Below are 25,731 nucleotides of genomic sequence, written 5' to 3'. Positions count from 1 at the left end.
AATCCTTATATTACTTGTCCGTCCAGATAAAACGGGAACCTTTCTTCCCGTTGAATCCGAGCAGCATGTCTTTATAGTATAAGCCTACAGGGCCTTTGCCTTTGGGCGGGGCGGTGAGGCTTTGTCCGGCCAGCAGGTTGGTTATGTCCTGCGGATTTTCAATTACCAGTGCCGAGCTGTCCGGTTTTTCCGGGAGCAGGCAGCGTGCGAAAGGGTCCGGCCTGAATTTATCCCGGTTGAGCTTGCCGATGTGGAATCCCTGCCAGCGCAACTCCTTGGGCAGAATTTCAAGGGCGTGTTTGTTCAGGAACATGGCCTTGCCTTTGAATTCGTATATTTCCCCTTCAGGCAGGGCGGAAAAATCAACTGAGTCCGGGATTTCGGTTTTTTTGAGATTCACTTTTTTGCCCGGAGGGTTGCAGCTGTCCGGGATTTGCAGTTCTTCCTCACCCGGTTTGCGCAGACCGCAGAGATAGAATCCCTGCCCGCCGCCGGAACCGTCCACTCGCAGTACTCCGTCCATACCCGGCAACAGCGGGTCGGCAATGGTGAATCCTTCGGGACGCGGGAGATCGAAAAGTTCATATCCCAGTTCTTCAGTGGCGAAGCGGGTCTGTTCTTCGTTCTCCTGCACATTGGTGGTGCAAGTGGAGTAGATCAGCCGTCCTCCGGGAGCCAGCAGTTCGTATGCCTTGGTCAGCAATTTGCGTTGCAGGTTGACCAGCGGGACGGTTTTCTCGCCCTTCCAGACTTCCATGGCCTTGGGATTTTTGTTCAGGGTACCCCAGCCGCTGCAGGGCGGGTCAAGTTGGATGGCCTTCCAGCTTGATGGGGGCAGGGGAAGTTTCTGGGATTCGTAATGTACAGTTGCGGTATTCACAGCCTGTACTTTGCGCAGGTTCTGACGCAGCAGTGCCAGTCGGTCACTGGACGGTTCACTGGCCAGCACGAAGCCGTTACGTCCTACCAGTCGGGCCAGCAGTCCTGTTTTACTTCCCGGAGCGGCGCACATGTCCAGCACCACATCGCCTTCCTCCGGTGCCAGCATGAGCGGGGGCAGCATTGAGGAGCGGTCCTGAATGTAAATCCGCCCGAATCTTGCGGCTACGGATTCTCCCAGCGGAAAAGGCTCTTTTTCCAGAATGCGGGCCATGGAATAAAACGGTTCCGGCCTGAATTCAAAACCCTGTGCGCGGAGCAGTTCTTCCACTGTGTCCACGTCCTTGGGGGAGCAGACCAGCCTGAATGTTCTTAAAACTGTACTCATAAATGATAGGTTGCGGCTTGAAGACATAGAAAAGTGTAGAAGCTGGGAGCCGCAAAAAATGGTAAAATTATGTAAATTTATAGCCTGATACAACTTTAGAATGACAGGCCGGATCATCAGAAAATTACAAAAAACCTTGTAAACAGGAGCAAGACAGATAAATCAGCAGCGCGTATTTGACAAGGGTCCGGGGAGGCTGTTTCCATCTTAAACTTTGCGTCCTGCTGCATTAGCTGCTACAAGCGTTTTACCCGTTTTCAAGAATGCGGCAGCTTCCGTATTGCCGGAACAGTTTGGCTTGTCTAAATGTTTTGTTGTGTAATAGATTGTAATCATAGAATATATTTCCTTAAATTTAATCTGGAGGATTAACGATGGCATTTCGTCGTTTAGTCATTTTTTTTATTGTAGCACTTTTCATGCTGACCGCCTCAGCGGCCTATGCACAGGTGGCACGCACCTATGCCGTTTATCCATTTGAAATCAACGGTCCCGCCCAGTACAAATATTTGAGTCGCGGCGTTCAGACCATGCTTACTTCCCGCCTGAACTGGACCGGGCATTTTGAGCCCATAGCCGGTTCTAATGATCTTAAAGAGGCTGATCTGCCCAAGGACAAAATGGACGAGATCAAAAAAGTTCAGACTCTGGGCGTTGACTATATCGCTGTCGGTTCTGTTGTAATTGCAGGTAAGAAGGCTTCCGTTGACGTAAGTATGATCAACGGCGACGGCCATTCCTGGACCAAAAGTGCCCAGACCACCATTTCCGAGTTGATTCCTGCCATTGACGGAATCGCTCAGGATATCAAGGGTGAACTGTTCAAGAAGCCGGGTAGCAAGGCTGCTAACGAGCAAGAGCAGAAGCGTGAAGAAGCTCGTCCCGACAGCCCCATGAACCCTGAGTTTGTCACCGCTGCCGGAGCCGGTAAGGTGTTGGAAAGTAAAATTAACCCTCAGTTCAGGTATCAGGGCGGTACAGAAACACCGGGCCGTTGGCGCAGTCAGTCCATGAAGTTCGTCAACCGTGGCGGCTTTGTGCAGGATGTAACCGGGGACGGTAAAAAAGATCTGGTTGTGCTTACTGATACCGATGTCAAGGTCATGAAGATTGACGGTCAGCGGTTGAAAGAGGTTGTCGCTTATAAATACTCCAACCGTGCTTCCGGACTGAAGGTCAGTGCTATCGACGTTGACCGTGACGGAGTTTACGAGGTGGTGCTTTGCACTGAAGTAGACAGGAAACCGTTCTCCTACATTCTCTCATTCAAGAACAATAGTCCCAGAGTTCTGCTGGACCGCAGTAAGAACTTTCTTTCCGTTATCAGGACTCCGCCTAACTTTACCGAAACAATCATAGGGCAGCGCCTTGATCCTAACCGGACATTTTATTCCAAGCACATGGTGGAGTATACCTTCTCCAATGGCGAACTTCTTCTCGTGCGCAAGATGAATGTCCCCGAATTTTCCAATGTCTTTAATCTTACCTATCTGCCCGTTAAAGATGATGATTACAAGATTATCGTTCTTAATAAATATGGACGTATCAACCTTTATGACAAGAACCTTGAACCGCTTTATGAGAGTGCGGAAAAATTCAACTCTTCTGCGGTAAGCCTGGAGATTATTTCCAAAGCCCTTGGGATGAACGAGATGAAAAAGTCGGAAAGGATGGAGACCATGTATTTTATTCCCATGCCCATTCAGGTCGTTTCCATTTCCGATCCCAACAAAAAGGAAGTTCTGCTGAACAAGGACCTTTCCATTGCCGGTCAGGTGTTCTCAAACTATAAAAGTTTTGCTCAGGGCGAAATTCATTCTGAATTCTGGGATGGAGTCGGTCTGAACCTGGCATGGAAGACCCGCCGTATCAAAGGAACTGTCTCCGGATACGGTGTAGCTGATATCGATAATGACGGTGATAAAGAACTGTATGTTATCATGAATACTTATCCCGGTTCTCTGGGAATCAAACACCGGAAGACTCTGATTATGGCCTATGAACTGAACATGGGCCAGTAAGCTGTTTAACCGGGCCTCCCGTTCCTTGCGGGAGGTCCTTTCATATGTAATTGTAACCCTGCCTTTTCGGTGAAGTTGCCTTGCCCTGCTTCGCTGCCAAATCAAAAGTAAGCCCTTACAATGGAGGAAGTGATGATGAGAACCGGGAAAATTGCCGGAATTCTTTCTGTTTTGATGTTTTGCGTATCACTGCTTTGTTCAGCGTCCGTTGGATCTGCAGCGGATGTCAGTCTCAGCTATGCCAACTTTCCGCCCGCTAAAACTTTCCCCTGTGTCCAGATGGAACGCTGGAAGCAGGAAGTGGAAAAAAGAACAAACGGTAAAGTTCAGGTGCAGACCTATCCCGGCTCAACCCTGCTGGGCGCAAAAAATACCCTGCGCGGCGTAATGCAGGGACAGGCCGATATCGGTTGCGTCAGCCTTGCATATCATCCGGGTGTTTTCCCGCTTTGTTCCGTGTTTGAACTTCCTCTGGGATTTACCTCATCCACTTCCGCCAGCCTTGCCCTCTGGGATCTGTACATGAAGTACCAGCCCAAGGAGTTTCGTAAATTCAAGGTGCTGACCATGTTCACCTCCGCGCCTTCCAATCTTATGACTAAAACTCCGGTGCGTACTCTTGCCGACCTCAAAGGGCTTGAAGTCCGTGCTTCCGGTATTCTGTCCAAGATTCTTGAATCCCTCGGCGCGACTCCGGTTTCCATGCCCATGTCCGCAACTCCCGAAGCTCTGCAGAAGGGTGTGGTTAAAGGTTTGTTCTCCTCTTTCGAAGTGCTCAAAGATCTGAACTTCGCGGAAATCTGCCGCTACGAAACCAAGACCGATACCGCTGTTTATCCTTTCGCAATCATCATGAACAAGAATTCATGGAACGCACTGCCTGATGATGTCAAAAAAGTACTGAACGATCTTGGCCGCGAGCAGGCTGAGTGGACCGGAAAGTACATGGATGAGCACGTTACCCGTTCTCTTGCATGGGCCAAGGATAAGTACTCTATCGAAATGATCGAGTTGTCTGATGCGGACATGAAAGCCATCAAGGATAAGACCCTGCCGCTGATCGATGACTGGAAAAAGAAAGCCGCAGCTAAAGATATTGACGGAGCTGCCGTACTTTCCGACGTGGAAGCTTCCCGCGTTAAATATGAAAAGTAATTAAGATGTCTCCGGCGGCCCTTCGGGGACCCTGCCGGGGGCCTTAACCCCTTTTGCAAAAGGGGTTAAGAATCCCAAAACCTTTTATTAAGGCTTCGCCGTTTGACTACTCGAAGGGCGTCTTTGTTCGCTACGTGCGAAGCATATTAAAAAGTTTTGAGGGGATGGGGTCTGGGGAAGGGGAACTTTTCCCAAAAGTTATCCTYCCCCAGCCGCCGGAGGCAAATAGAATATTATGATTGAATTTTTAGAAAAAACAGCGATTTGGATTTGCCGTATTCTGGCGGTAATTGCCGGGGCGGCATTGACGCTGATGATAATTCTGGCCTGTGCGAACATGGTTTCGCGTGCGGTCTGGGTTCCGGTTAAGGGAACTTTTGAGCTGATGGGATTCCTGGGCGCGGTGACCGCCGGATTTTCTCTGGGCTTCTCGCAGCTGCACCGCAGCCATATTGCAGTGGGGCTTTTGTTCAACCGTTTCCCGAAATCCATGCAGGTTGTGCTGGATGCATTGTCCAGTGCGGTTTCCTGTGTGTTTTTTGTTTTTTGTGCCAATGAAACTTTTAAATGGGGCATGTTCCTTTACGATCTGGAGGAAGTTTCAGAGACACTGGGTATTGCTTTTTATCCGTTTGTGTTTGCTGTGGCCTTCGGCTGCCTGTCCATGGCCTTTATAGTCATGCTTGATATCCTTCGTATCCTGCGCGGCAGGGAACCGCTTAAACCCGCTTAATATTATGGAACCGATTACTGTTGGAATTGTGGGCGTTCTCTGCCTGCTGCTGGTTATTCTTGTGCTGCGTGTACCCGTGGGCTTTGCCATGGGCATTATCGGGTTTATCGGCTTTGCCAAGGTCTTGAATCTCAAGGCCGCTTACGGGATGCTGGGCACTGAAATCTGGAATGTTTTTTCATCCTACGGGCTGACCGTCATTCCCCTGTTCATCCTTATGGGGCAGATCTGTTTTTATTCCGGGGTCAACGAGAGGCTGTACAAGGCAGCTTATGCCTGGATGGGGCATATCAGGGGCGGGATCGCCATGGCTACGGTCATGGCCTGTGCCGGGTTCGCGGCAATCTGCGGCTCAAACACCGCCACTGCCGCGACCATGTCCACCGTGGCTCTGCCGGAAATGAAGAAATTCAAATATAACCCCATCCTTTCCACCGGATCGGTTGCCGCCGGGGCCACCCTCGGGGTAGTCATTCCTCCCAGTGTGGTGCTGATCATCATCGGGTTGCAGACCGGGGAATCCATCAGCAGGCTGTTCATGGGCGGGGTAATTCCCGGAATTCTGCTCTGTGTTTTCTTCCTGCTCACCGTGTACATGATGTGCGTGAGCAATCCTGACTGGGGTCCGGCCGGACCGGAAGTTTCCTTCAAGGAAAAGCTTGCTTCATTGCCCGGTTCCATTGAGATGATTATTCTTTTTGTGCTGGTTATGGGCGGTCTTTTTGCGGGCTGGTTTACCCCCACCGAGGCCGGGGCTGCCGGGGCGGCATTTGCGCTTTTGATCAGCATTATTTCCCGTGAGATGACCTTCAAGCGTTTTGCCGCCGCAGTGAGCGATACGCTCAAGGTTTCCTGCATGATCATGACGGTCATGCTCGGCGCGGTAATTTTCGGGCGTTTTCTGGCTGTGACCCGCATTCCTTTTGAAGCCGCTAATTTCGTGGCCGCGTTGCCCATTCCGCCCACAGTAATCATCCTGCTTATCTGCGTGATCTACGTAATCGGCGGTATGGTCATGGATGCCTTGGCTCTGCTTTTGATCACCATCCCCATATTTTTCCCCATCGTCAGTGCCATGGGCTATGATCCGGTCTGGTTCGGAGTTTTAATCACCATTGTGACTACCCTCGGAGCCATCACCCCTCCTGTGGGCGTGACGACTTTTATTGTGGCCTCCATGGCTGAGGATGTGTCTATTGACCGGGTATTTCTCGGCGTCAGCTATTTCATGATTGCCTATGTGGTACTTGTCGCGTTGATGCTCGCAGTTCCGGCTACTGTGACTTTTTTACCTAGTTTGTTGTAAATGGCAGCTGAATTTGTAGAAGTAACTAAGCAGGAAGCAGGGCAGAAATTAGTTCGCTTTCTTGAAAGGCGGGTGGGGAAAGATGTTCCCCGCTCGGCCATTATGCGCTGGATTCGCAAGGGCAATGTGCGCGTGGATAAGGGCCGCTGCAAGCCTTTTGATCTGGTCAAAGAAGGCCAGACTGTACGCATTCCGCCTTACAAGGCAGAGGAGCAGCAAGTCAGAAAGCTGCCTACGCTGGAAATAATTTACGAAGACGACAATTATCTGGCGGTGTGTAAGCCTGCCGGACTGCCCACTCAAGGCGGCACCGGGCATGATGACTGCGTTGCCGACCGCCTTCTTTTCATGTTTGCGGATGCTGCTTACAAACCGGCTCCGGCCCATCGGCTGGACCGCGATACTTCCGGGGTGGTTCTGGCCGGAAAGTCCCATCAGGGGCAGAAGAATCTGTCCGATTTCTTTGCCGAACACGGCGAGGGGGGCAAATTTTATCTCGCGCAGGTGGAAGGTGAGTGGAAGCGTGAAGGCTGGACCGGGCTGCAAGACCGAATGGAGAAGCGCGGACCTAAAGGCCGGGAGAAGATGGTTGTCGGCTCCGGAAAGAACGCCTCCTGTTCTGTGCGGGCAATCAAAACAGACCGTGATTCATCGCTGCTCATGGTCAAGTTGCACACCGGACGCACCCACCAGATCAGGGTCCAGCTTTCCTCGCGTGGTTTTCCCATTGCAGGAGATGTGAAGTATGGCGGCAGCAAGGGGCGCATGAAGCTGCACTGTCTGCGCATTGAAACTCCGTGGTTTACGGCTTCCTGTCTGCCGGACTGGGAGAACCTGCCTGACATTTTTGATCATTTTTACGTTGATCACGATTAGAATTATCAAGATATTTTGCTTGTGGATTGAGACAGTTGAACTAGGTTCTGCTGTCTTTTTTTGTGCTCTACCGAGTTTTGATTAATGGTGAAGAGTAAAAAGTTATTGACAAACGATAATTCATTGCCGTAAATCGTGAATCAGAAAACGGGATAAGAATTTTTCACGGAGAGACAAATGAACAAGATTAAAAAAATGAGCATTTTTTTGAAATATGCATTTCTGCTGATGCTGATCGCGCTTCCGATTTTTGAAATTACCGCATGGTTTCTGTTTGACGGTGACCCTGAAGCGTTTTTTGTTTCAGAATTTTTGTTTGAACTTGATCCGGAGTTTCTCGGGCCGTTGACAGACACGCAAAGAGTGCTGGGGCTGCTTGCTTCAGCTCCTTATGCAGCTTTGGGCATGTTTTGCCTCTGGCAACTGGTTAATCTTTTCGGGCTCTATTCACAGGGCAAGATATTCACAGCGGAGAATTCCGTCTGTTACAATAGAGCCGCCTGGGCATTGCTCGTCGGTGAGCTTATTTATCCGTTTACGCAGGCCGCTGTCTCCTACATTGCGACTATGAATAATGAAGTGGGTGACCGGCTGGTTTGTGTGAATATTGATGATGCCAATATCGGGAACATCGTAGTTGCCTGCGTGATTCTGGCAATCTCGTGGGTAATGGACGAAGGCCGCAAGCTTCAGGATGAAGCTGAGCTGACAATTTAAGGGGTTGATATGGCGATACTTATTAACCTCGATGTGATGCTGGCTAAAAGAAAGGTTTCATCCAAGGAACTGGCAGAGGCTGTGGGGATAACCCCGCAGAACCTTTCCGTACTCAAGACCGGAAAGGCCAAGGCCATCAGGTTCAGCACGCTTGATGCCGTCTGTAGATTCCTTGATTGCCAGCCCGGCGATATCCTTGAATTTCAAGCGGATGAAACAGTTGAATAAATTTAAGGGCTCCCCTTACTTAGGCCGGGTTATGGTTGTCCCGGCTTGCGGCAGAACCGGCCTCCCCCGGTTCTGCCAGTTTTTCCCTTCCTGCATGAGGAGGAAGTATGTCTGATATACAGAGTCCGGAGCGTAGCTTTGAAGCTTCATCCTTGGAAGAGAGACGTAAGCCGCTCCGTAAACGTGTTCTTTTCTGGATGAGTTTGAGTACTATAATCGTTGTCGTTTTGTGGCAGGCTCTGGTCGGCAACGGTGAACCGATCCGCTATAAAACACATACCCTTGGACGCGGCGATCTGAGCATCAATGTCTCGGCCAGCGGAACCCTGCAACCGAGGACCAAGGTTAAGGTCGGCTGTGAAATTTCCGGTGTGCTGAAAAAAATACATAAGGATTACAACGACCCGGTTGCAAAGGGTGAAATAATAGCCCTTTTGCGCACTGATGAATTGCAGGCCCGGGTGAATCAGTTGCGGGCGGCACTGGAATCGGCACAGGCGACGGTTTTGAAATGTGAAGCCGCCCTTGATGACAAGAGTGTGGAGCACAGACGTACCAGAAAATTGCGGTCTGGAAATGCGGTTTCCCAGAAGGCTCTGGACAGTTCCCGTACAGCAGAGAAGCTTGCTTCGGCAGAACTTGCCGGAGCAAGGGCTCAGGTCAAGCAGGCCCGCGCAAATCTGCTGGAAGCCGAGGCCAACCTTAAAAAGGCGGTCATAGTCTCGCCTATCGACGGGCTGGTGCTGGTGCGTCATGTGGAGCGGGGGCAGGCTGTTTCTTCAAATCTGCAGACCCCGGAACTTTTCACCATTGCCGCCGGGCTGAAGGATATGCGCCTTGAGTTGAATATTGATGAGGCGGATGTGGGCCGCATCAAACCGGGGCAGCAGGCGGTTTTTACTGTGGACGCCTACCCGGAACGCAAGTTCAGGGGCGTGTTGGAAAAGCTCCGTTTTTCTCCGCAGCGAGTGCAGGGCGTGGTGACTTATGTGGGTATTTTTGCGGTTAAGAATTCCGATCTGGCTTTAAGGCCGGGCATGACCGCAGCGGCAAAAATTGAAACCCGGAAAGTGCGGGACAAGCTGCTGGTTCCCAATGCTGCCTTGCGTTTTACTCCGCCGGAGACCGTTCCTGAGGAGTCCCGGAATACTCCTTCCCCTAAAAATGCAAATGTCTGGTTACTCAGGGACGGTTTTCCGGAGCGGGTTGAAGTCGACAAAGGCAGCTCTGACGGACGTTTCACAGAAATTCGCAGCGATGAATTGGCGGCCGGGGATGAAATTGTGCTCTCGCGCATTGAGAATGTTGCGGAGAACAGTATGTCCTTTTCATTTGAATAGGCGGGCAGGATAATGATTGAGCTGAAAAATGTTTCCCGGATCTACAATACGGGCGGGGTTGAAGTCCGTGCTCTGGACGGTATTGATATGACCATCAACAACGGTGAGTTTGTGGCGGTCATGGGCAGTTCCGGTTCAGGCAAATCAACGACCATGAATATCCTCGGCTGTCTGGACAGCCCCAGTTCCGGTTCATATTCCTTTGAGGGGCTTGAGATAACCTCCCTTAACCGGAATCAGAAGGCCCGTTTGCGGCAGCAGTATCTGGGATTTGTTTTTCAGGGTTTCAATCTGCTCAGCAGGACTACTGCTGTTGAAAATGTGGAGCTTCCCCTTGTCTATCGAGGCATCGGCAAGAAGGAGCGGCGCAAAATGGCCCATGCGGCACTGGATAAGGTCGGTCTCGGGGACCGTGCCCTGCACACCACTTCCGAGATGTCCGGCGGCCAGCAGCAGCGGGTGGCCATTGCCCGGGCCATAGTTTGTAATCCTTTTCTGCTGCTTGCTGATGAACCCACCGGGAACCTTGATTCCGAACGCAGTACCGAGATTATGGAGTTGCTTTCCTCCTTGCAGGCAGAGCAGGGTATCACCGTGGTCATGGTTACCCATGAGCCGGAAATGGCACTCTGGGCCTCGCGGACAATCCAGTTCCGTGACGGGAGGATAGTTAGGGAGGGGCATTGATGTTTTTGCAGTCTGTAATGCTTTCATTCCGTGCTCTGTGGCGTAACAAGCTGCGTTCCTGCCTTACGGTTCTGGGCATTGTTATCGGCGTAAGCTCGGTGATTTCCGTGGTGGTCATCGGGCAGGGGGCCAGCCGTAAGTTGACCAATGAGATTTCCAGCCTCGGCAGCAGGATGATCATCATCACCCCGGAAGAAGAGAACGGGGTCGGTTTTGCCGGGGAAACCACCAATATTGTGCCCTTCAAAAATGCGGACGTGGAGACCCTTAAACGCGAATTTCCCGATTGTCTGGGAGTTGCACCGGTTACCGAGTCGGCAGTGGTTGCGGTTTACGGAAACAACAATTGCCGCACGGCCGTCACCGGGACTGAAAGCAGTTATTTTATGATCCGGAAATGGGAGGCCAGTTCCGGCAGGTTCTTCAGTCCCAGAGAAGAAAAGGCCGGGAAGTCGGTCTGCATCATCGGGGAGAAGGTCAGTAAGACTCTGTTCAAGGGGCTGGACCCCGTCGGCAATTCTGTACGCATCGACCGTTTTGCCTATCAGGTTGTAGGGGTGCTGAAATCAAAAGGCGGTTCCATGGTCGGCAAAGAGCAGGATGATGTAATCCTTGTGCCGCTCAAGCTTTTTCAGCGCAGGATTTCCGGGAACAAGGATGTGGACATGATTCTGGTGGGCAGCGGACCGGGTCAGGATTCCACTTCCCTGAAGATGCAGCTTAAACAGGTGATGAAAGAGTTGCGCCCGGTGCCGACTGGACACGGCAATAATTTTACCATTGAAGATATGAAGGAAATTATCAGGACGGTGAAGAAGCAGACCAGTGTGTTCACCACCTTCATCAGTGCTATTGCCGCCATCAGCCTGCTGGTGGGCGGCATCGGGATTATGAACATCATGCTCGTTTCCGTTACCGAGCGGACCCGTGAGATCGGCATCCGGCTGGCAGTGGGAGCACAAGAGAGGGATATCCTTTACCAGTTTCTGGTGGAAGCTGTGGTCCTGTCCCTGTTCGGTGGACTGGTGGGGATAATTCTTGGACTGGTGATTCCTTTATTTGTGACCGGCTATATGAAAATTCCATTTGTGATTGACCTGCGTATTATTCTGATCAGTTTTGTTTTTTCAGGGTTTGTGGGCATTGTATTCGGTTATTTTCCCGCCCGCAGGGCTGCCAGAATGAATCCAATTGATGCGCTGAGGCATGAATAGGCCTCCGGCGGCCCTGCCGGGCGGCCTTAAACCCTTTTGCAAAAGGGTTTAAGAATCCCAAAACCTTTCATTGGAGCTTCGCCGTCTTGTTATTCGAAGATCGTAATAACGAACTATTTGCGAAGCATAATGAAAAGTTTTGAGGGGATGGGGTCTGGGGAAGGGGAACTTTTCCCAAAAGTTCCCCTTCCCCAGCCGCCGGAGGCAAAATAAAAATCCCCGCAACCGTAAGGCTGCGGGGATTTTTTGTAGTTCGAACTAAAGCTTAAGAGTTATTTCTTGGCTTTGGCTTTTTTCTTGGGCAGCTTGATTTTACCGGTCTGTTCCATCATGTCGCGTTCTGCGGACGGGGCGCGGTGTACAGGTTTCATGTACAGGCTGTTGGTCGGGCAGTGGTCGACGCAGATGGAGCAGTAGACGCATGCGAAGGGATCGCAGATCCATGTTCCGGTACCGCTGTCTTTATCTTTAGTGACGGTAATGCACTGTGAAGGGCATTTAATCTGGCATTTTTTGCAGAAAATGCACTCGTCAATGTTGTTGAACAGTTCACCTCTGTAGCGTTCAAATGGCTCGCGTTTCTCGATGGGGTACATGCGAGTGGAGCTTTTTTGAAGGAGGTTCTTCAGTACAGTGGGAGTCATGTTAAGCATGTCTCGGCCTCCTAGCGTTCCGTGCAGCTGATGCACGGGTCGATTGACAGTATGATAACCGGAACATCAGCAAGTTCGCAGTTCGGAAGCATTGCCAGAAGAGGCGGAATGTTCGCAAACGTGGGTGTTCTGATGCGGACCCTGTCAAGGAACTTCTTGCCGCTACCTTTGATGTAGTAGAGGCATTCACCGCGGGGCTGTTCCACGCGGGTTATAACTTCGCCTTCGGGGTTGCCTTTGCAGGGAGCTGCAAGATCGCCCTGGGGGAGTCCGGCAATGGCCTGTCTTACCAGGTCTGCGGACTGCAGGGTTTCGCGGAAACGTACTGTGGAGCGTGCCCAGCAGTCGCCGGATGTTTCTACGATCGGCTCGAAGTCGATTTTATCAAATGCTGCGTACTTCAGAAGACGCATGTCGGAGGCAACGCCGCTGCCGCGCAGGGTCGGGCCTGCTGCGCCGAGGTCGTAAGCCTGTTCTTTGGTCAGAACGCCTACGCCCTTGGTACGTGCGCATACAGTGTAGTCGTTGAGGATGGTGTTCTGGATTTCCTTGATTTCTTTTACGCAGATATCAACTTCGGAAAGAATCCAGGAACACATCTCGGGAGTCAGGTCCTGACGGACACCGCCAACGATGTTGATGGAGGTGATAACGCGGCTACCGGTGGTAGCTTCGTTGATGTCCATGATGCGTTCACGGATGCGCCAGAACTGCATGAACAGGGCTTCGAAGCCGAAAGCATCGGCAAAGAGACCCAGCCAGAGCAGGTGGCTGTGCATACGGTGAAGTTCGGACCAGATGGTGCGGAGGTATTCGGCTCTTTCGGGAACCTCGATGCCCATCATTTCTTCAATGCCCTGACAATAGCACATTGAGTGGATGTTGGAGCAGATACCGCAGACGCGTTCAACAATCTGGATCATCTGGTGGTAGTCGCGGATTTCAGCGAGTTTTTCCAGACCCCTGTGAACGTATCCGAGTGCGGGAATGGCCTCCTGTACGATCTCGTCTTCCACGACAAGCTTAACATGCAGCGGCTCCGGGAGAACCGGATGCTGCGGACCGAAAGGTATGATGGTACGTGCCATAATTTACCCTATAGTTGTTTTCGTCTTGGGTTCATCCGGGAAGACGAGTTATTTCTTAGGTTTCATCGCCTTTGTGTTGTTACACATGGGGATGATGGTCACTTCGTCGTCAAGGTACAGCTTGCGGCCGAAATCGAGTACCAGACCGTCGAACTTGATGTCGAACTGGTCCTGTAATTCGTTTTCGATGAGCAGTGCTGCGAAGTATACTCCGCTGACGGAGGGCACGGGTTTATCCATGTCCGCAGTCAGTCTGATGTTGGTAAGTACTTCGTTTTTATCAAAGTGGTAGATGATATCCGCTTTGCCTTCACCTATATCGGTGCAGGAGAAGGTGACCAGGCGCTGCCCGTCGCTCTTCATTTTGGATACTTCGCCTACCAGGCTTTCCAGAGTTACATCTATTTGATTTTCAATCACGATCCTACCCCTTAATGTTTAGCCTTTAAGGCCTTCAAACTTGGCAAGGGCTGCGACCACGCCGTCGATGATTGCTTCGGGTTTTGCCGGGCAACCGGGGACGTAAACATCAACCGGGATTACTTTATCGATCCCGCCGAGAACGTTGTAGCACTCGCGGAACACACCGCCGGACAGACCGCAGGCACCGATGGCGATAACACCTTTGGGATCAGGCATCTGATCGTAGATGTTGCGCAGTACTTTTGCGTTTCTGTGGTTGACGGTTCCGGTAACCAGAAGGACATCGGCGTGCTTGGGGTTACCCACGTTGACAACACCGAAACGTTCAACGTCGTACAGCGGTGTCAGGCATGCCAGAACTTCGATATCGCAGCCGTTGCAGCTTCCGCAGTCAAAATGCATGATCCACGGAGACTTGGCGCGTGAATTTCCAATGAATTTCTTGAACATAAGCTTAACCTGCGTACAGCCAGATGAGGTTGACGAAAGACATGGCCAGACCGATGCTCCAGACGTACTTGAGCATCCAGCGCCAGGTCATGCGCGCCATAGTGTTATCAATGATCAGCTCTGCAAAGTAGGTAGAAGCGATCAGGAGTACGCAACCCACCAGGCTGGTGTGCCAGAAGAGGGCGCAGATACCGAGAATGAAGATGGTCTCGTACCAGTGGCCGATCTCAATGATGCCGAGGTAAGGACCGGAGAACTCGGTGAGCATACCTTTGACCAGCTCCTGGTGCCCGTGGTGGGAGGTGGAGAAGTCAAAGGGTGATTTTCTGAGCTTGATGGTCAGAGCATAACCAAGCACTACGAACATGAGCGGCAACTGCACCAGCAGGGGCTGCTCGTAAGCAATGATCTCATCAATTCTGAAGCTTCCGGTTACCATGAAGATGGATGCGAAAACGAGGATGAGGAGCGGTTCGTAGGTCAGGACCTGAATCAGTTCACGCTGTGAACCGACCTGGCTGTAAGGGGACGGAGTTGAAAGACCGCCCATGACCAGGAAGACAGCACCGATAGCCTGAACAAAGAAGATCAGGAGCAGGTCGCTTCCGGCAAAGAGGAGGCCTACGGACAGGGCTGCTGCGATGAGGTAAACCCATGAACAGAAAACCTGCCAGAAGTTGCTGACAACTTTGTCTTTACCGAACAGTTTTGCAACATCGTAGAAGGGCTGCAGAATCGGAGGACCGAAGCGGGACTGGAGACGCGCGGTGAGGCGTCTGTCCAGACCGGCAATAAGGCCGCCCAGAATCGGAGCAATGACGATGCCGAGTATAATAAGGATGATAGTTTTCATTACAGAGCCCCTCCCAGCATAAGAACGATGAGAGCAAGAGCAACGAAGTTGACCCACAGGGTGAGTTTTTCTTCACCGAAGAACTCTTTCATGTAGTAGTTGCTTGCCTTGAGTTCTACAGGGCCGTTCATGGGTCCGATGAAGGACTGAACGCCGGCTTCGGGAACGTTGGCACCACACATGTAAGTCTGGGAAGTCTTATCGCTTGCGGACTTCTTGGTCTCAATCCATGAGTAGATGAACGCGGCGGCAAGGATGATGAAAAGCGGGTAGACAGCAAAAACACCCATGGGTGATGTGAATACGCCAGCTGTGATTTCAAAGGATTTGCCGACCATAGGCTCAATGAGCTTGGTGTAGATGACAGGTGAGAAGAAAGACAGAACCACTGCGATACCGGCAAGGACAGTCAGGGTAAGTCTTGTCAGCACACTCTGGGATTCCGCAGGAACCTTGTCGCGCAGCGGTGCGGTCAGCAGGATACCTGCCCATCTGGCCCAGAAGACCAGAGATACTGCACTACCGAGAGCGAGCATGGTGATGACGAACATGTCGCCGGATGCGGATTCGATTGCCATCCACTTACCGAGCAGAACGCCGAAGGGGGGCAGCAGCATGGTCATGACGCCCACGATGGTGATAACCGCAGTGCGGGGCATCTTGAGATACAGGCCGTGCATGTCTTCGATGTCGCGGCTGCCGATGCCGTGCTCGATTGTGCCGACGCACAGGAAGAGCAGGGCCTTGGAGGCTGCGTGGAAGATAATCAGGATGATTGCCGCAGTGATGGCCCAACTGGTGTTCAGGCCGGCACAGCAGATAATCAGGCCGAGGTTACTGATAGTTGAGTAGGCAAGGATTTTCTTGCCGTTGCTCTGGCTGATCGCAATGGCAGCACAGGCAAGGAAGGTAAAGGCACCACAGAGGGCGATACCCTGACTGAGGAAGGTTCCTGCGTAAGCGGGAGCAAGTCTCAGTACAATGTATACACCGGCCTTAACCATGGTGGAGGAGTGAAGCAGTGCGGAGACCGGAGTCGGCGCAACCATCGCTCCAAGCAGCCAGCTCTGGAAAGGAACCTGAGCGGCTTTGGTGAAACCTGCGAGACAGAGCAGACCCAGAGGAGCAAGCATAAGGCCGCCCATGGGACCGGCCTGAATGATGACCTGAAGGTCAAGGGAGCCGGTTTCAGCGTAGGCCCAGATCATACCGAAGACGAAAGCCACACCGCCCAGTGCGTTCATGAGCAGGGCGCGGGTGGCGTTCTTGACCGCAATCTGGGTCTGGTCATGCCCGATGAGCATGAAAGAACAGAAAGTGGTCACTTCGAAGAAGAAGTAGAGCCAGAGAATGTTGTTGGAAAGGACCAGCCCGTTCATTGCTCCGAGGAACAGAACGAGGAAGAAAAAGAACTGCGGCTGACGGGATTTTACCAGATGCATGTGTTCTTCATGCTCTTTCATGTACGGGATCGCGAAGAAACAGATCAGCGAACCGATGATAGAGATGACGGCAACCATGATCAGGGAGAGGCTGTCCGCAAAGATAGCGGGAGTCTCGACTGCATGGTCGACGAAGAACAGTTCAAACGCTGCCAGCGGGACGATCTGTAAGATAACAAGGATCTTGATCAACTGGTTTTTAAGTTTGAACGCGTAATAAAGCATTACGAAAAGCAGGGCAAAATCCGCCAGGGTTACGAGGGAATCCCAGCTGATTCCTACAATTGTACCTGGAGAATAGGTAAAAGACCCTTGACCGAGCAGGGCAAGGGAAACCGCGGCAAGAACTACGCCTGTGCCGAGAACGATCAGGGATCTGATCGCGCTCACGCGCAGGAAATAGCAGCCGACAGCAGCCACCAAGGGCAACAAGATGGCCAGAACTAACATCATGGGCAACATACGGACCTCACTGTAACGCGATGTTGTACCAGATTTTGGAAAAAATGCCTCAGCCGTGTTAACTTTTTAGGTTTTGTGTAACTCTTGAAAATGTTTCACAATTATCACCTAAACTGTACAAATTAGTCTTAAAATTTAAAAGAAAAGTCAACAGCTATTTGAGATTAAGTGGGTTTATCTGCCTATAGAAATTACTGATAATTAAAAAATATTTTGTGAAAAAGTGAACCAGTATCGCTTGGGGTAGTGGTTAAATCTATTGTTAATGCCGATTATTCGAGATAGAAACTATGCTATGAGAATATGGGGAGTTGAAAAAAACAGGTTTTTGCGGCTGGTATTTTTTCTATGTGCGGCGGTTTTGATTTCCGGGTGCGGAAAGAAGGTCATCGGGCCTTCTTCTGCCGGGACCGTGTCATCGGGATCGACTGCGGTGAAGCGTTCGGTGGTCAGGGTTGCGCGAGCCCAGATCGGTAAGCCTTATAAATGGGGTGGTGCGTCCCCCAAAGAAGGTTTTGACTGCTCCGGGCTGGTCTGGTGGGTGTACCGTCGCCACGGCATAGATGTGCCGCGGGTTTCATGGCAGCAGAAAAATGCCGGAAAGCCCGTGCATAGAAGCCGTATTCAGGCCGGTGATATAGTTTTGTTCAGAATCCCGGGCGGAGGAAAGAGTCTGCATACGGGGATATATTCCGGAAACGGGCACTCTTTCATTCATAGTCCCAAGAGCGGGCACCATGTGCGTGAAGAGTCCATGGAAAAGAATTACTGGCGCAAATATTATATAGGCGCGCGCAGGGTTATTAAGTGAGGCGCTTCGCCTTTTTGATGATTTGATTTTGCCTCCGGCGGCTTAAACCCTTTGAAAAGGGTTTAAGGATCCCAAACTTTTTTAGTAGGCTTTCGCCGCTTTGTATTTCAAATTTTTATATAAATAAAAAAGGGAACTTCCTCGGAAGCTCCCTTTTTTATTTATATGTATTCGTAGCGTCTTACTGAACAGTGGAACAGGTCGGGGGCTGGATGTGTGCTCCCTGGCCTGCGTTGCCCAGACGTTCAACGTAGTTTTTGACTTCGTCCTGCGCGCGCCATCCGTCGTAAAGCTCCTTCCAGTCGGTGAAAGTCATTACTTCGGATTCGAGGTAGGATTCGTGTCCTTTGATCCAGAGGTTGAAAAGGTACATTTCCATTTTGAAAGCCTTGGAATCAAAAACCTTGGGTACGATTTTGTCGCTGTACTTGGTGCCGTCGAAACGTGCGCCGATAAATGAACAGACGGTGTTCATGGATTTCTGCTGGTCGATTTCCTCATTATTCATAAGGTCGAGCAGTCCTTTCAGGCCGGGGTATTCCTTGTCAATCTGGGTGCAGACTTCTTCAGGAACTTTGACCATCAGCTTTTTGCCTTCTTCAAAGATGAAGTAGAATCTTGTCCAATGGTCGAACATGAACACTTCGGTTATATCTTCAACAGCTCTATCAAATGCTTTGTTTGTCTTGGCTTTCTTCATGGTTTTCTCCTCGCAGACTTTTGGCCGGAAGGTTTTGAGAACTCTGCTCCGGCTGGGAATGTTTTATATGTTCATGATGTGGGCTGTAGTCAAGCCCCAAAAAGAGAAGGTTGTGATTTTGTTGTTGTATTTTACGTGTTTAGTTTGTGAAAAAAATATTTTGCGTTCTGCAGGGCAAAGCTTTGCGAATTGTGTTAGCTTAAGTTCTTTACAATTGCCCGTCTTTTAGGGTACTGACACTTTCTTTGCAGCATTCAATCGTGCAGCAAGTACGAAAAAATATTTAGGAGGTCCTCCAAATGGGTAGACACAAAAAGATCGAAAGAAAGAAAGAACTTCAGCGTAAACGTCATCGCAGAGCTAAAAGAATCAAAGCTCGCATCGCAGAAGCAAAGGCTGCAGCAGCCAGCTAAGTTATTTTACTGACCTGTTTCAGTTCCCGCGCAGATACATTTTGCACTATGCGGGACTGATCCGGTTCAGCTCCCCTCATATGCAGGGACGGGTTCGTCAGCCTTGAATTTTATTTAAGGTGTGGCGCGCCTTTTTTATTGGAGGGTATTATGCCGATTTATGAATACCAATGTCATGAATGTCAGCAGATATTTGAAGAGTGGCAGACAAGCTTTGAGGATAAAGAACTGGAATGTCCGGTCTGCGGTGGTGTAGCCACCAAGGTCCTTTCCCATTCCTCTTTCGTGCTCAAGGGCGGAGGCTGGTATTCTTCTGGGTACTGTAAAACCGACTCGGCGGCCGGGAAAACCGGCAACTCCAGTCCGGCGGGAAGCGGTACCAGTGCATCCACTTCCTCGGAATCTTCTACAAAGAGTTCCGACAGCGCATCCAGTTAGCTGATAAAAGGCCAGACGGCCCGGTGTATTCCGGGCCGTCTGTTTTTTTGCCCGGTGTCCCGCCACTGAAAACAACCTGCATCTTGTCCCGGCCTGCTCTTTATAATATGGTAGGTCTGATCGTTCCGAACATATCCCCGTATTTTCAACAACTAACCGGAATTGGTAAAATGATTGAAAGATATACCCGTCCCGCAATGGGTGAACTGTGGACTCTGGAAAACCGTTTCAGAGTGTGGCTTGAAGTTGAAATCGCCGTCTGCGAAGCATGGCACAAGCTGGGCCGTATCCCCGCCGAAGACATGGAGATCATCCGTGAAAAGGCTGATTTCGAACTGGATCGCATCCTTGAAATCGAGGAAAAGACCAAGCACGACGTTATTGCTTTCCTGACCGCTGTTGAAGAAAAGGTCGGTCCGTCCTCCCGCTTCATCCACCTCGGCTGCACTTCTTCCGACATTGTGGACACTGCCAACGGCGTAATGCTTAGCCGTGCGGGTAAGATGATTCTGGACGACCTTGATGAATTTCTGGAAGCCCTCAAGGAAATGGCTCACGCCAACATGGGGCGCATGTGCATGGGCCGTACTCACGGAATCCACGCCGAACCCACCAGCTTCGGTCTGAAAATGGCAGGCTTCTATGCTGAATTCTCCCGTCATCGTGAGCGTATCGCCGATGCTTTGAAGAGCGTCAGCGTGGGTAAAATTTCCGGTGCGGTCGGCACCTACGCCATGCTTGATCCCGAAGTGGAACGCATCACCTGTGAGTTGCTCGGTCTTGGAGTGGACCCCATCTCCACCCAGATTGTGCAGCGTGACCGTCACGCGGATTTCTTTACCGCACTGGGAATGCTCGGCGGCGGCATCGAGCGTCTCGGAGTTGAGCTGCGCCACCTGCAGCGTACCGAGGTCCTGGAAGTGGAAGAAGGTTTCAGCAAGGGCCAGAAAGGTTCTTCGGCCATGCCTCATAAAAAGAACCCCATTTCTGCGGAAAACCTTTGCGGTCTTTCCCGCCTGCTGCGTACCAACGGTCTTGTCACCATGGAAAACATGCCGCTCTGGCATGAGCGCGACATCAGCCATTCTTCCGTGGAAAGGGTCATCATGCCTGACTCCACTATCCTTGCCGACTACATTCTCGGCCGTATGACCGGGGTCATCAAAAGACTGAAGATCAACGGCGACAACATGGATCGCAATCTCATGGCTTCCTACGGCCTGTTCTACTCCCAGCGTGTTCTCATCGCGCTGCTGGAGACGGGACTTGAGCGTCAGAAGGCTTATGAAATGGTTCAGAAAGTGGCTATGCGTTGCTGGGAAAACAAGGTTTCCTTCCCTGATGAAGTCCGCAAGGATGAAACCATCAATTCCCATCTTGATGCAGGTGCTCTGGATGAAGCCTTTGATATGGGCTACTACACCCGCTATGAAGAGATGATTTTCAAAAGAGTATTCGGAGAATAGCTTGAAAATTATCGCATTGAACTGATTTATGTCCCCGGCGCAGTCTTTTCGGCTGTGCCGGGCTTTCTTTTTTTTGCAGGACTTTTACATTCATGTTAGGGTGTTAAAAAGCCGCTTTTTAATCATGAAAAAGTGTTGTATGGAAGCTGATTGGAGTGCCTCTTTCACTTTTGTAACAGTGTTGAGTGTTGTTCCCTGAATCAGCTGTATACAGGCAGCGCAGTTTAATTTAAATTTCGTCTTTTGACTTTACGGACGATGGGGTGTCGGACTCGGTATGATGGATGTTTTTAAGTTTTTTACGGCAGTATGTATTCTGCTGGCAGGTTTTGCCTCCTCTGCGTATGCTCAGGGCTGGGAACCTGTAATTGAGCCGACCCCGCTGGTTCCCGATTATATTCTCGCCGTTGATAAGAATTCCCAGAAGTTGCATCTGCTGGTCCACAAAAGTCCTCTGCACGCTGAAGCCAGCTTTACCTGTGCCACCGGGCAGGCCGCAGGCGACAAGAATGTTGAAGGTGATCTGAAAACCCCTGAAGGTGTATACTTTACCACCGGCAAAAGGACCGGGCTCAAGGATTTTGAGCTTTACGGAGAGATGGCTTTTCCTCTTGATTTCCCCAACCCTGTTGACCGCATTAAGGGTAAGACCGGGTACGGTATCTGGATCCATGGCCGGGGCAAGGATCTTGTGCCCATGGACACCAAAGGGTGCGTGGCTCTGGTCAATACCGATATGGATTATCTTGATGAGAATATCAATCCCGGCGCGCCTGTGGTCATCGGTGAAAAGGTGGGCTGGAATGACAGCGGGGACGCACAAGCCGCTGAATCCGTCGAGCTTGAAAAACTGGTCCGCAAGTGGGCAGCCGACTGGGAAGCCCGTGATAATGATTTTTTTGCAGCCTATGATCCTGCTCTTTTCGCCAAATCCGAAAGACGTTCTTTCAAGGCTTTCGAGAATAGAAAAAAACGGATTTTTTCCCGTGCCGGGTGGATTGATATAGAAATTTACAACCTGCACGCACTGCGCGGACCGGACTACTGGGTGACCTGGTTTGACCAGTATTACCGCTCCGGAAGGCTGTCCTCTTCTTCCGCCAAGAGACTGTACTGGCAGAAGGTTGATGGAAAATGGAAGATCGTAGGCCGCGAATACGGCCCCTCCATTTCTTCCCTGGGGGACAGGTATCTTGAGACGAAGAAGGCTGGCGTGGAAGCGTTTATCGACGGCTGGAAAAAAAGCTGGCTTTCCGCTGACCTTGATAATTATATTTCCCTGTACGATTCCCATGCGAGGCAAGGACGCAGAAAAGGTGTTTCTTCCATCAGGAAGAATAAGCAGTCTATCTGGAAAGAACACAGTCCTTCTTCTCTTGAGTTCGGCAAAGTTTCACTGCGGGAGCATCCGCAGGGGCTGGAAGCCGTTTTCAGGCAGGAATATTCGGATTCTTCCGGATACAGCGACAAGGGGCTGAAGAAACTGGTTCTCCGTCCGGAGCAGGACGGTTGGCTGATTGTTGACGAACAATGGAGAAAGCTCTGATGGGCAATACCAAGTACAATGTGCTTTTCATGCGTGATGATGACACTGTCAAACGCTACCGCCTCAGCCCTTTCTGGCTGAAGGTTCTTGCGTGGATTGTTTTCCTGCTGGCTCTCTGCGCCGGGGCCGGTGCATGGGCCGGATACACTTTCTGGACTGAAAACGGACAGCTCAAGCAGGAAAAGATCGAATTGCAGAAGAGCCTGAATGACGCTTCCGTGCAACTGGAACGTCTGGAAAACGTGAATAAGATTCTTGATTCCTACGATCCAAACGAGTTGCAGTCGCTGCTGGCCGCTGTGCCGGTGGAAGAGAAGAAAGTTGAATCCGCTCCGGTGGTGGATTTGAACAAGCTTCTTTTCTACAAGAACATGATGCGGGCCGGGGTGGAGAATGTTAAGCTGCGTAAATCCGGCGGCAGTCTGGCTCTGAGTTTTGATTTGAATAACCTGCAGACCTCTTCCGCTTTGAGCGGTCTGGCCAAGGTTGAGCTGATTGAAAATAACGGCAAGGGTGTTGCCATCAAGGCCAACCGCAATGATCTGTCTTTCCACATTCAAAGGTTTAAAGTGGTCAGAACCCGTTTCAGCCTGCCTTCAGGGTCGGATGTAGATGACCTTTACGGTGTCAGGTTGATGATCACTACAAACAAGGGTGAGTTGATTTTCAGTGAAGTATATCCTTTGTCGCGCGTTCTTAATTAGTCTTTTCACCCTCTGCCTTGCCCTTCCGGCATCAGCACAGCAGGTGAGGAACTATACCTTCTTTGAAGGTACGCAATATCCCCTGCGGGTTACCTGGGTCTTCGGCGATGAGCCGGGTCCGGTGATTATGGTGCAGGGCGGCATTCAGGGTGATGAGCTTTCCGGTTTTTTCACCGCCCAGCTGCTGACCCGCTGCAAGGTACGCAAAGGGAGCCTGATTATCGTTCCCCGGGCCAATGAGCCTTCCATCCTGCGCCGTACCCGGCAGATCAATGTTGATCTGAACCGCCGTTTCGACAAAGAATACAACAGTTTTTACGAGGACCGCCTTGCACGGGCGATCCGTTTTCTCATTTCCGGTGCCGAAGGATTTATCCATCTTCACGAGGGCAGCGGATTTTACAATCCCAAATACGTGAACAACCTGCGCAATCCCAAGCGTTACGGCCAGTCTTTGATCATTGATGCTGCTGTGTATAAAGACATCCGGCTGGCTGAGATGTGCGAGCGCACCATCAATAAGCTCAATGGTAAAATACGTAATAAATCCTACTGGTTTACCCTGTTCAATACCAAGACTTTCGCCAAGGCCACCCAGTATCCCGAAATGCTCAAATCCCTGACCTGCTATGCCCTGCATGAACGGGGAATTCCGGCCATGGCCGTTGAAGTGAGCAAGGATATTAAAGACCTCGGCTGGAAAGTGCGTCAGCAGCTGCGGGCTACGGTTTACCTGCTGCGGGAGTTCGGCCTTGAGCTGGATGTGCCTGAATTTTCCTTTCCCAAATCCCACAAAGGGCAGGGCTTTGAAGTTCTGATCAACGGCAAGCCGCTGCGCGGCAAGTCCATTGAGCTGGTTCGCGGTGCACCTGTATCCACCTCCGGCAAGGCCGTGGTTGATTCCGGTCTTGAGCCTGCGGTGGCTGTGTTTGCCAGTGACCGTCCCAACCTCAATCTGCTTACCGCTCCGCGCATGGCCCTGTCGCAGTTCCCGGCCCTTGAGGTCCGTATTGACGGCAGCAGGCAGGCCAAAGCGAACATCCGCTGGAAAGGCAGAAGGACGGACCTGCCGGAAGTGAACGGTCCGGTTTTTCTCTGCTGGCTTAACGGTCAGCCCCGCTTCATCAGTGCCGGCGGGACCCTGCAGGCGGTTGAAGGAGACCAGATTATTCTGGAAGGAATCCTCGGCAGCAGCAAGGAAGAAATCCTGAACCTGAAGGGCTTTGTGGCTTCGGTAATGGTCAACAGCGGTCAGGACGTGGGCCACGAGATTATCGCTGATCCTTCCAATTTCATGGCCAAGTATATGCTCCAAGGACCGGACGGTGTCTCCCGCTACCGGGTTGTTCGCGAAACACCCGGCAAAAAGCGTTCAGAATTTTATCTGGCCATTACCCCCCGCCAAATCAAGGCTCTTGAATTGCAGGACGAAGACGGTAATCCTGATCTGGTTAACTGGGCCGATGGGCAAATTCGGCAGATCAGTCCTGATTTCTATGCCTTGAAAGATGTCTGGAGCAACGGAGATCGTAATAAAATTCAGCCTTTTGTTGATAATATTCCGGTTTCATGGGGTGAAGTTTTTAATGTGCGCCCCGGCAGGGAAACAGTCCTGACCATGCGTCATACCACCACTTTTGTTCCGGTGGGCCGGATGGTTTTCAAAGGGACGGATTATCTACAGACCAAGCTGGACCAGTAATAGTCCGACTCTAAAGGGAGACAGAGAATGAAGCCTGAATTTGAAACCTGCTACGTTAATCTGCCTCTGCGTTATATTTACAATTCTCCGGAGTATCTGGATTTTTTTATTGAAAATTCCATCCAGCCCGAACTTGGCCTTGATTGTCTGGGCGATGAATGCTTGAGCATGGACTGGCTGGTCTCCATCAGGGACCGCCTCCTTGAAGCAGGGCTCAAGTGTACCGTGCATCTTCCCTTTCTGGATCTTAAGCCGTCCAGCCTTAATCCGGCCATCCGCAACGCATCCATCGAGACTCTGCTCACAGCATTTGAACTGGCGAAATTTTTCGCTCCGCAACGTATGGTCATGCATCCTTCCTTTACCTCATGGCTGGAGCCGCCTCTTTTTGAGCGGGCTTATGCCAATTGTGTGGAAGGAATTCTGCGCTTGAGTAATTCATGGCCGGACCATCCGCCGCTCTGCCTTGAGAACACCTATGAATTCACTCCGGACGCCATTGCCCGGCTGGCAACAGACCTGAACCGGGACAACATCGGCATCTGCTTTGATCTGGGGCACTGGTATTCTTTTTCCAAAGGTTCGGAGCATGATGATTTTGATCTCTGGTTCGACTCCTTTGCGCCGCACATCAAGCATCTGCATTTGCATGATAACCATGGCAGCAAGGACGAGCACCTCGCCTTAGGGCAGGGCAGTATGAATTGGGATTACATCATTTCCCGCATCAGCGAGCTTGATCCCCTGCCGACCATTACCCTTGAGCCGCATAATCAGGACGATTTTATCATGACCTATGCTTATTTTCGGGAACACGTGGCGAAGAAATTGTTTTAGGTGGTTGTTTTTAAACAAAAAAGTCCCCGTAAAGTTAAACTTTGCGGGGACTTCAGATTGCTGACTAACCCCGCTTTTCTCGGAAAGCGGGGTTTTATTATGCTTTCTTCCGTTCGATTTAATTTGAAAAGCTCAAGTTTGTGCGACCAAAGTCAGATTTGGGATCAGAAGGGAAAATTGTGTTTATTTTGGAGAAAAG

General features: G+C 51.0%; 26 protein-coding genes. 17 read left to right on the top strand and 9 right to left on the bottom strand.

The features are described from left to right. Positions 1 to 10: 10 nt before the first annotated feature. Positions 11 to 1,267: an RsmB/NOP family class I SAM-dependent RNA methyltransferase gene (locus FMR86_RS19855; RefSeq protein WP_163353160.1), complete on the bottom strand. Its 1,257-nt coding sequence runs from the start codon at positions 1,265 to 1,267 to the stop codon at positions 11 to 13. A 207-nt stretch (positions 1,268 to 1,474) separates the two neighbouring features. Beyond that, positions 1,475 to 1,603, bottom strand: coding sequence for a hypothetical protein (locus FMR86_RS20725; protein ID WP_275406957.1), 129 nt, complete (start codon positions 1,601 to 1,603; stop codon positions 1,475 to 1,477). Positions 1,604 to 1,641: 38 nt separating this feature from the next. Between FMR86_RS20725 and FMR86_RS19850 the strand changes: the two genes are divergently transcribed. The 10 genes from FMR86_RS19850 to FMR86_RS19805 all read left to right on the top strand — a co-directional run bounded on the left by FMR86_RS19850 (position 1,642) and on the right by FMR86_RS19805 (position 11,544). After that, positions 1,642 to 3,288, top strand: coding sequence for an FG-GAP-like repeat-containing protein (locus tag FMR86_RS19850; RefSeq protein WP_163353159.1), 1,647 nt, complete (start codon positions 1,642 to 1,644; stop codon positions 3,286 to 3,288). Positions 3,289 to 3,423: 135 nt separating this feature from the next. Next, positions 3,424 to 4,443, top strand: a complete 1,020-nt coding sequence (locus tag FMR86_RS19845) for a TRAP transporter substrate-binding protein (protein WP_163353167.1) — start codon at positions 3,424 to 3,426, stop codon at positions 4,441 to 4,443. 235 nt (positions 4,444 to 4,678) lie between these two features. Then, entirely contained in the window at positions 4,679 to 5,176 is a 498-nt protein-coding gene (locus tag FMR86_RS19840; protein WP_163353157.1) for a TRAP transporter small permease, read from the top strand. A 4-nt stretch (positions 5,177 to 5,180) separates the two neighbouring features. After that, positions 5,181 to 6,482 carry a TRAP transporter large permease gene (locus FMR86_RS19835; protein WP_163353156.1) on the top strand — a complete coding sequence of 434 codons (1,302 nt, stop codon included), beginning with the start codon at positions 5,181 to 5,183 and terminating at the stop codon, positions 6,480 to 6,482. Continuing rightward, on the top strand, positions 6,483 to 7,358 hold the full coding sequence (locus tag FMR86_RS19830; RefSeq protein ID WP_163353155.1) for an RluA family pseudouridine synthase: 876 nt from the start codon (positions 6,483 to 6,485) through the stop codon (positions 7,356 to 7,358). Between the two features lie 177 nt (positions 7,359 to 7,535). After that, entirely contained in the window at positions 7,536 to 8,075 is a 540-nt protein-coding gene (locus tag FMR86_RS19825) for a DUF2975 domain-containing protein (RefSeq protein ID WP_163353153.1), read from the top strand. Positions 8,076 to 8,084: 9 nt separating this feature from the next. After that, positions 8,085 to 8,303 carry a helix-turn-helix transcriptional regulator gene (locus tag FMR86_RS19820; protein ID WP_163353152.1) on the top strand — a complete coding sequence of 73 codons (219 nt, stop codon included), beginning with the start codon at positions 8,085 to 8,087 and terminating at the stop codon, positions 8,301 to 8,303. A 107-nt stretch (positions 8,304 to 8,410) separates the two neighbouring features. Continuing rightward, positions 8,411 to 9,643: an efflux RND transporter periplasmic adaptor subunit gene (locus FMR86_RS19815; protein WP_163353151.1), complete on the top strand. Its 1,233-nt coding sequence runs from the start codon at positions 8,411 to 8,413 to the stop codon at positions 9,641 to 9,643. 12 nt (positions 9,644 to 9,655) lie between these two features. Continuing rightward, positions 9,656 to 10,330, top strand: coding sequence for an ABC transporter ATP-binding protein (locus FMR86_RS19810; RefSeq protein ID WP_163353150.1), 675 nt, complete (start codon positions 9,656 to 9,658; stop codon positions 10,328 to 10,330). Further along, positions 10,330 to 11,544, top strand: coding sequence for an ABC transporter permease (locus FMR86_RS19805; RefSeq protein WP_163353149.1), 1,215 nt, complete (start codon positions 10,330 to 10,332; stop codon positions 11,542 to 11,544). The genes FMR86_RS19810 and FMR86_RS19805 overlap by 1 nt, the downstream gene beginning before the upstream one ends. 272 nt (positions 11,545 to 11,816) lie before the next feature. Here FMR86_RS19805 and FMR86_RS19800 read toward each other — a convergent pair whose 3' ends face one another. From FMR86_RS19800 to FMR86_RS19775, 6 genes are read right to left on the bottom strand one after another with little or no spacing between them, the layout of a single operon-like run. Continuing rightward, positions 11,817 to 12,197: a 4Fe-4S dicluster domain-containing protein gene (locus FMR86_RS19800; RefSeq protein ID WP_163353148.1), complete on the bottom strand. Its 381-nt coding sequence runs from the start codon at positions 12,195 to 12,197 to the stop codon at positions 11,817 to 11,819. Positions 12,198 to 12,208: 11 nt separating this feature from the next. Continuing rightward, positions 12,209 to 13,285: a nickel-dependent hydrogenase large subunit gene (locus tag FMR86_RS19795; protein WP_163353147.1), complete on the bottom strand. Its 1,077-nt coding sequence runs from the start codon at positions 13,283 to 13,285 to the stop codon at positions 12,209 to 12,211. A gap of 48 nt (positions 13,286 to 13,333) precedes the next feature. Next, positions 13,334 to 13,705, bottom strand: a complete 372-nt coding sequence (locus FMR86_RS19790) for an NADH-quinone oxidoreductase subunit C (RefSeq protein WP_163353146.1) — start codon at positions 13,703 to 13,705, stop codon at positions 13,334 to 13,336. An 18-nt stretch (positions 13,706 to 13,723) separates the two neighbouring features. Beyond that, positions 13,724 to 14,158, bottom strand: coding sequence for an NADH-quinone oxidoreductase subunit B family protein (locus FMR86_RS19785; RefSeq protein ID WP_163353145.1), 435 nt, complete (start codon positions 14,156 to 14,158; stop codon positions 13,724 to 13,726). A 4-nt stretch (positions 14,159 to 14,162) separates the two neighbouring features. Next, on the bottom strand, positions 14,163 to 15,011 hold the full coding sequence (locus tag FMR86_RS19780; protein ID WP_163353144.1) for a complex I subunit 1 family protein: 849 nt from the start codon (positions 15,009 to 15,011) through the stop codon (positions 14,163 to 14,165). After that, positions 15,011 to 16,915, bottom strand: coding sequence for an NADH-quinone oxidoreductase subunit L (locus FMR86_RS19775; protein ID WP_163353142.1), 1,905 nt, complete (start codon positions 16,913 to 16,915; stop codon positions 15,011 to 15,013). Before FMR86_RS19775 ends, FMR86_RS19780 begins: the two co-directional genes overlap by 1 nt. Positions 16,916 to 17,210: 295 nt before the next feature. Here FMR86_RS19775 and FMR86_RS19770 point away from each other — a divergent pair, with 295 nt between their 5' ends. Then, on the top strand, positions 17,211 to 17,726 hold the full coding sequence (locus FMR86_RS19770) for a C40 family peptidase (RefSeq protein WP_239057309.1): 516 nt from the start codon (positions 17,211 to 17,213) through the stop codon (positions 17,724 to 17,726). A 181-nt stretch (positions 17,727 to 17,907) separates the two neighbouring features. Here the strand turns inward: FMR86_RS19770 and FMR86_RS19765 are convergent, their stop codons facing one another. Next, entirely contained in the window at positions 17,908 to 18,426 is a 519-nt protein-coding gene (locus tag FMR86_RS19765) for a hypothetical protein (protein ID WP_163353139.1), read from the bottom strand. Between the two features lie 563 nt (positions 18,427 to 18,989). On the opposite strand from FMR86_RS19765, the gene FMR86_RS19760 reads away from it, so the two are divergent. From FMR86_RS19760 to FMR86_RS19735, 6 genes are all read left to right on the top strand, one after another. Beyond that, on the top strand, positions 18,990 to 19,277 hold the full coding sequence (locus FMR86_RS19760) for an FmdB family zinc ribbon protein (RefSeq protein ID WP_163353138.1): 288 nt from the start codon (positions 18,990 to 18,992) through the stop codon (positions 19,275 to 19,277). A 170-nt stretch (positions 19,278 to 19,447) separates the two neighbouring features. Beyond that, a complete protein-coding gene (purB, locus tag FMR86_RS19755; RefSeq protein ID WP_163353137.1) occupies positions 19,448 to 20,743 on the top strand; it encodes an adenylosuccinate lyase in 1,296 nt (431 codons plus the stop codon). Positions 20,744 to 21,020: 277 nt separating this feature from the next. Next, the gene (locus FMR86_RS19750) at positions 21,021 to 22,289 is read left to right on the top strand and encodes a L,D-transpeptidase family protein (protein ID WP_163353136.1); all 1,269 of its coding nucleotides are present in this window, start codon (positions 21,021 to 21,023) and stop codon (positions 22,287 to 22,289) included. Next, positions 22,289 to 22,993: a hypothetical protein gene (locus FMR86_RS19745; RefSeq protein WP_163353135.1), complete on the top strand. Its 705-nt coding sequence runs from the start codon at positions 22,289 to 22,291 to the stop codon at positions 22,991 to 22,993. Before FMR86_RS19750 ends, FMR86_RS19745 begins: the two co-directional genes overlap by 1 nt. A 43-nt stretch (positions 22,994 to 23,036) precedes the next feature. Continuing rightward, positions 23,037 to 24,695, top strand: coding sequence for a M99 family carboxypeptidase catalytic domain-containing protein (locus tag FMR86_RS19740; protein WP_373682508.1), 1,659 nt, complete (start codon positions 23,037 to 23,039; stop codon positions 24,693 to 24,695). 27 nt (positions 24,696 to 24,722) lie between these two features. Next, complete coding sequence (locus tag FMR86_RS19735; protein WP_163353132.1) at positions 24,723 to 25,532, top strand: sugar phosphate isomerase/epimerase; 810 nt, start codon at positions 24,723 to 24,725, stop codon at positions 25,530 to 25,532. The last annotated feature ends 199 nt before the right edge of the window (positions 25,533 to 25,731 follow it).

Origin of the sequence: Desulfovibrio sp. JC010 (assembly GCF_010470675.1) — a bacterium.
In the GTDB taxonomy this organism is placed as follows: domain Bacteria; phylum Desulfobacterota; class Desulfovibrionia; order Desulfovibrionales; family Desulfovibrionaceae; genus Maridesulfovibrio.
Note: the sequence above shows the minus strand (reverse complement) of the source record. Positions and strands in the feature narration are given on the sequence as shown.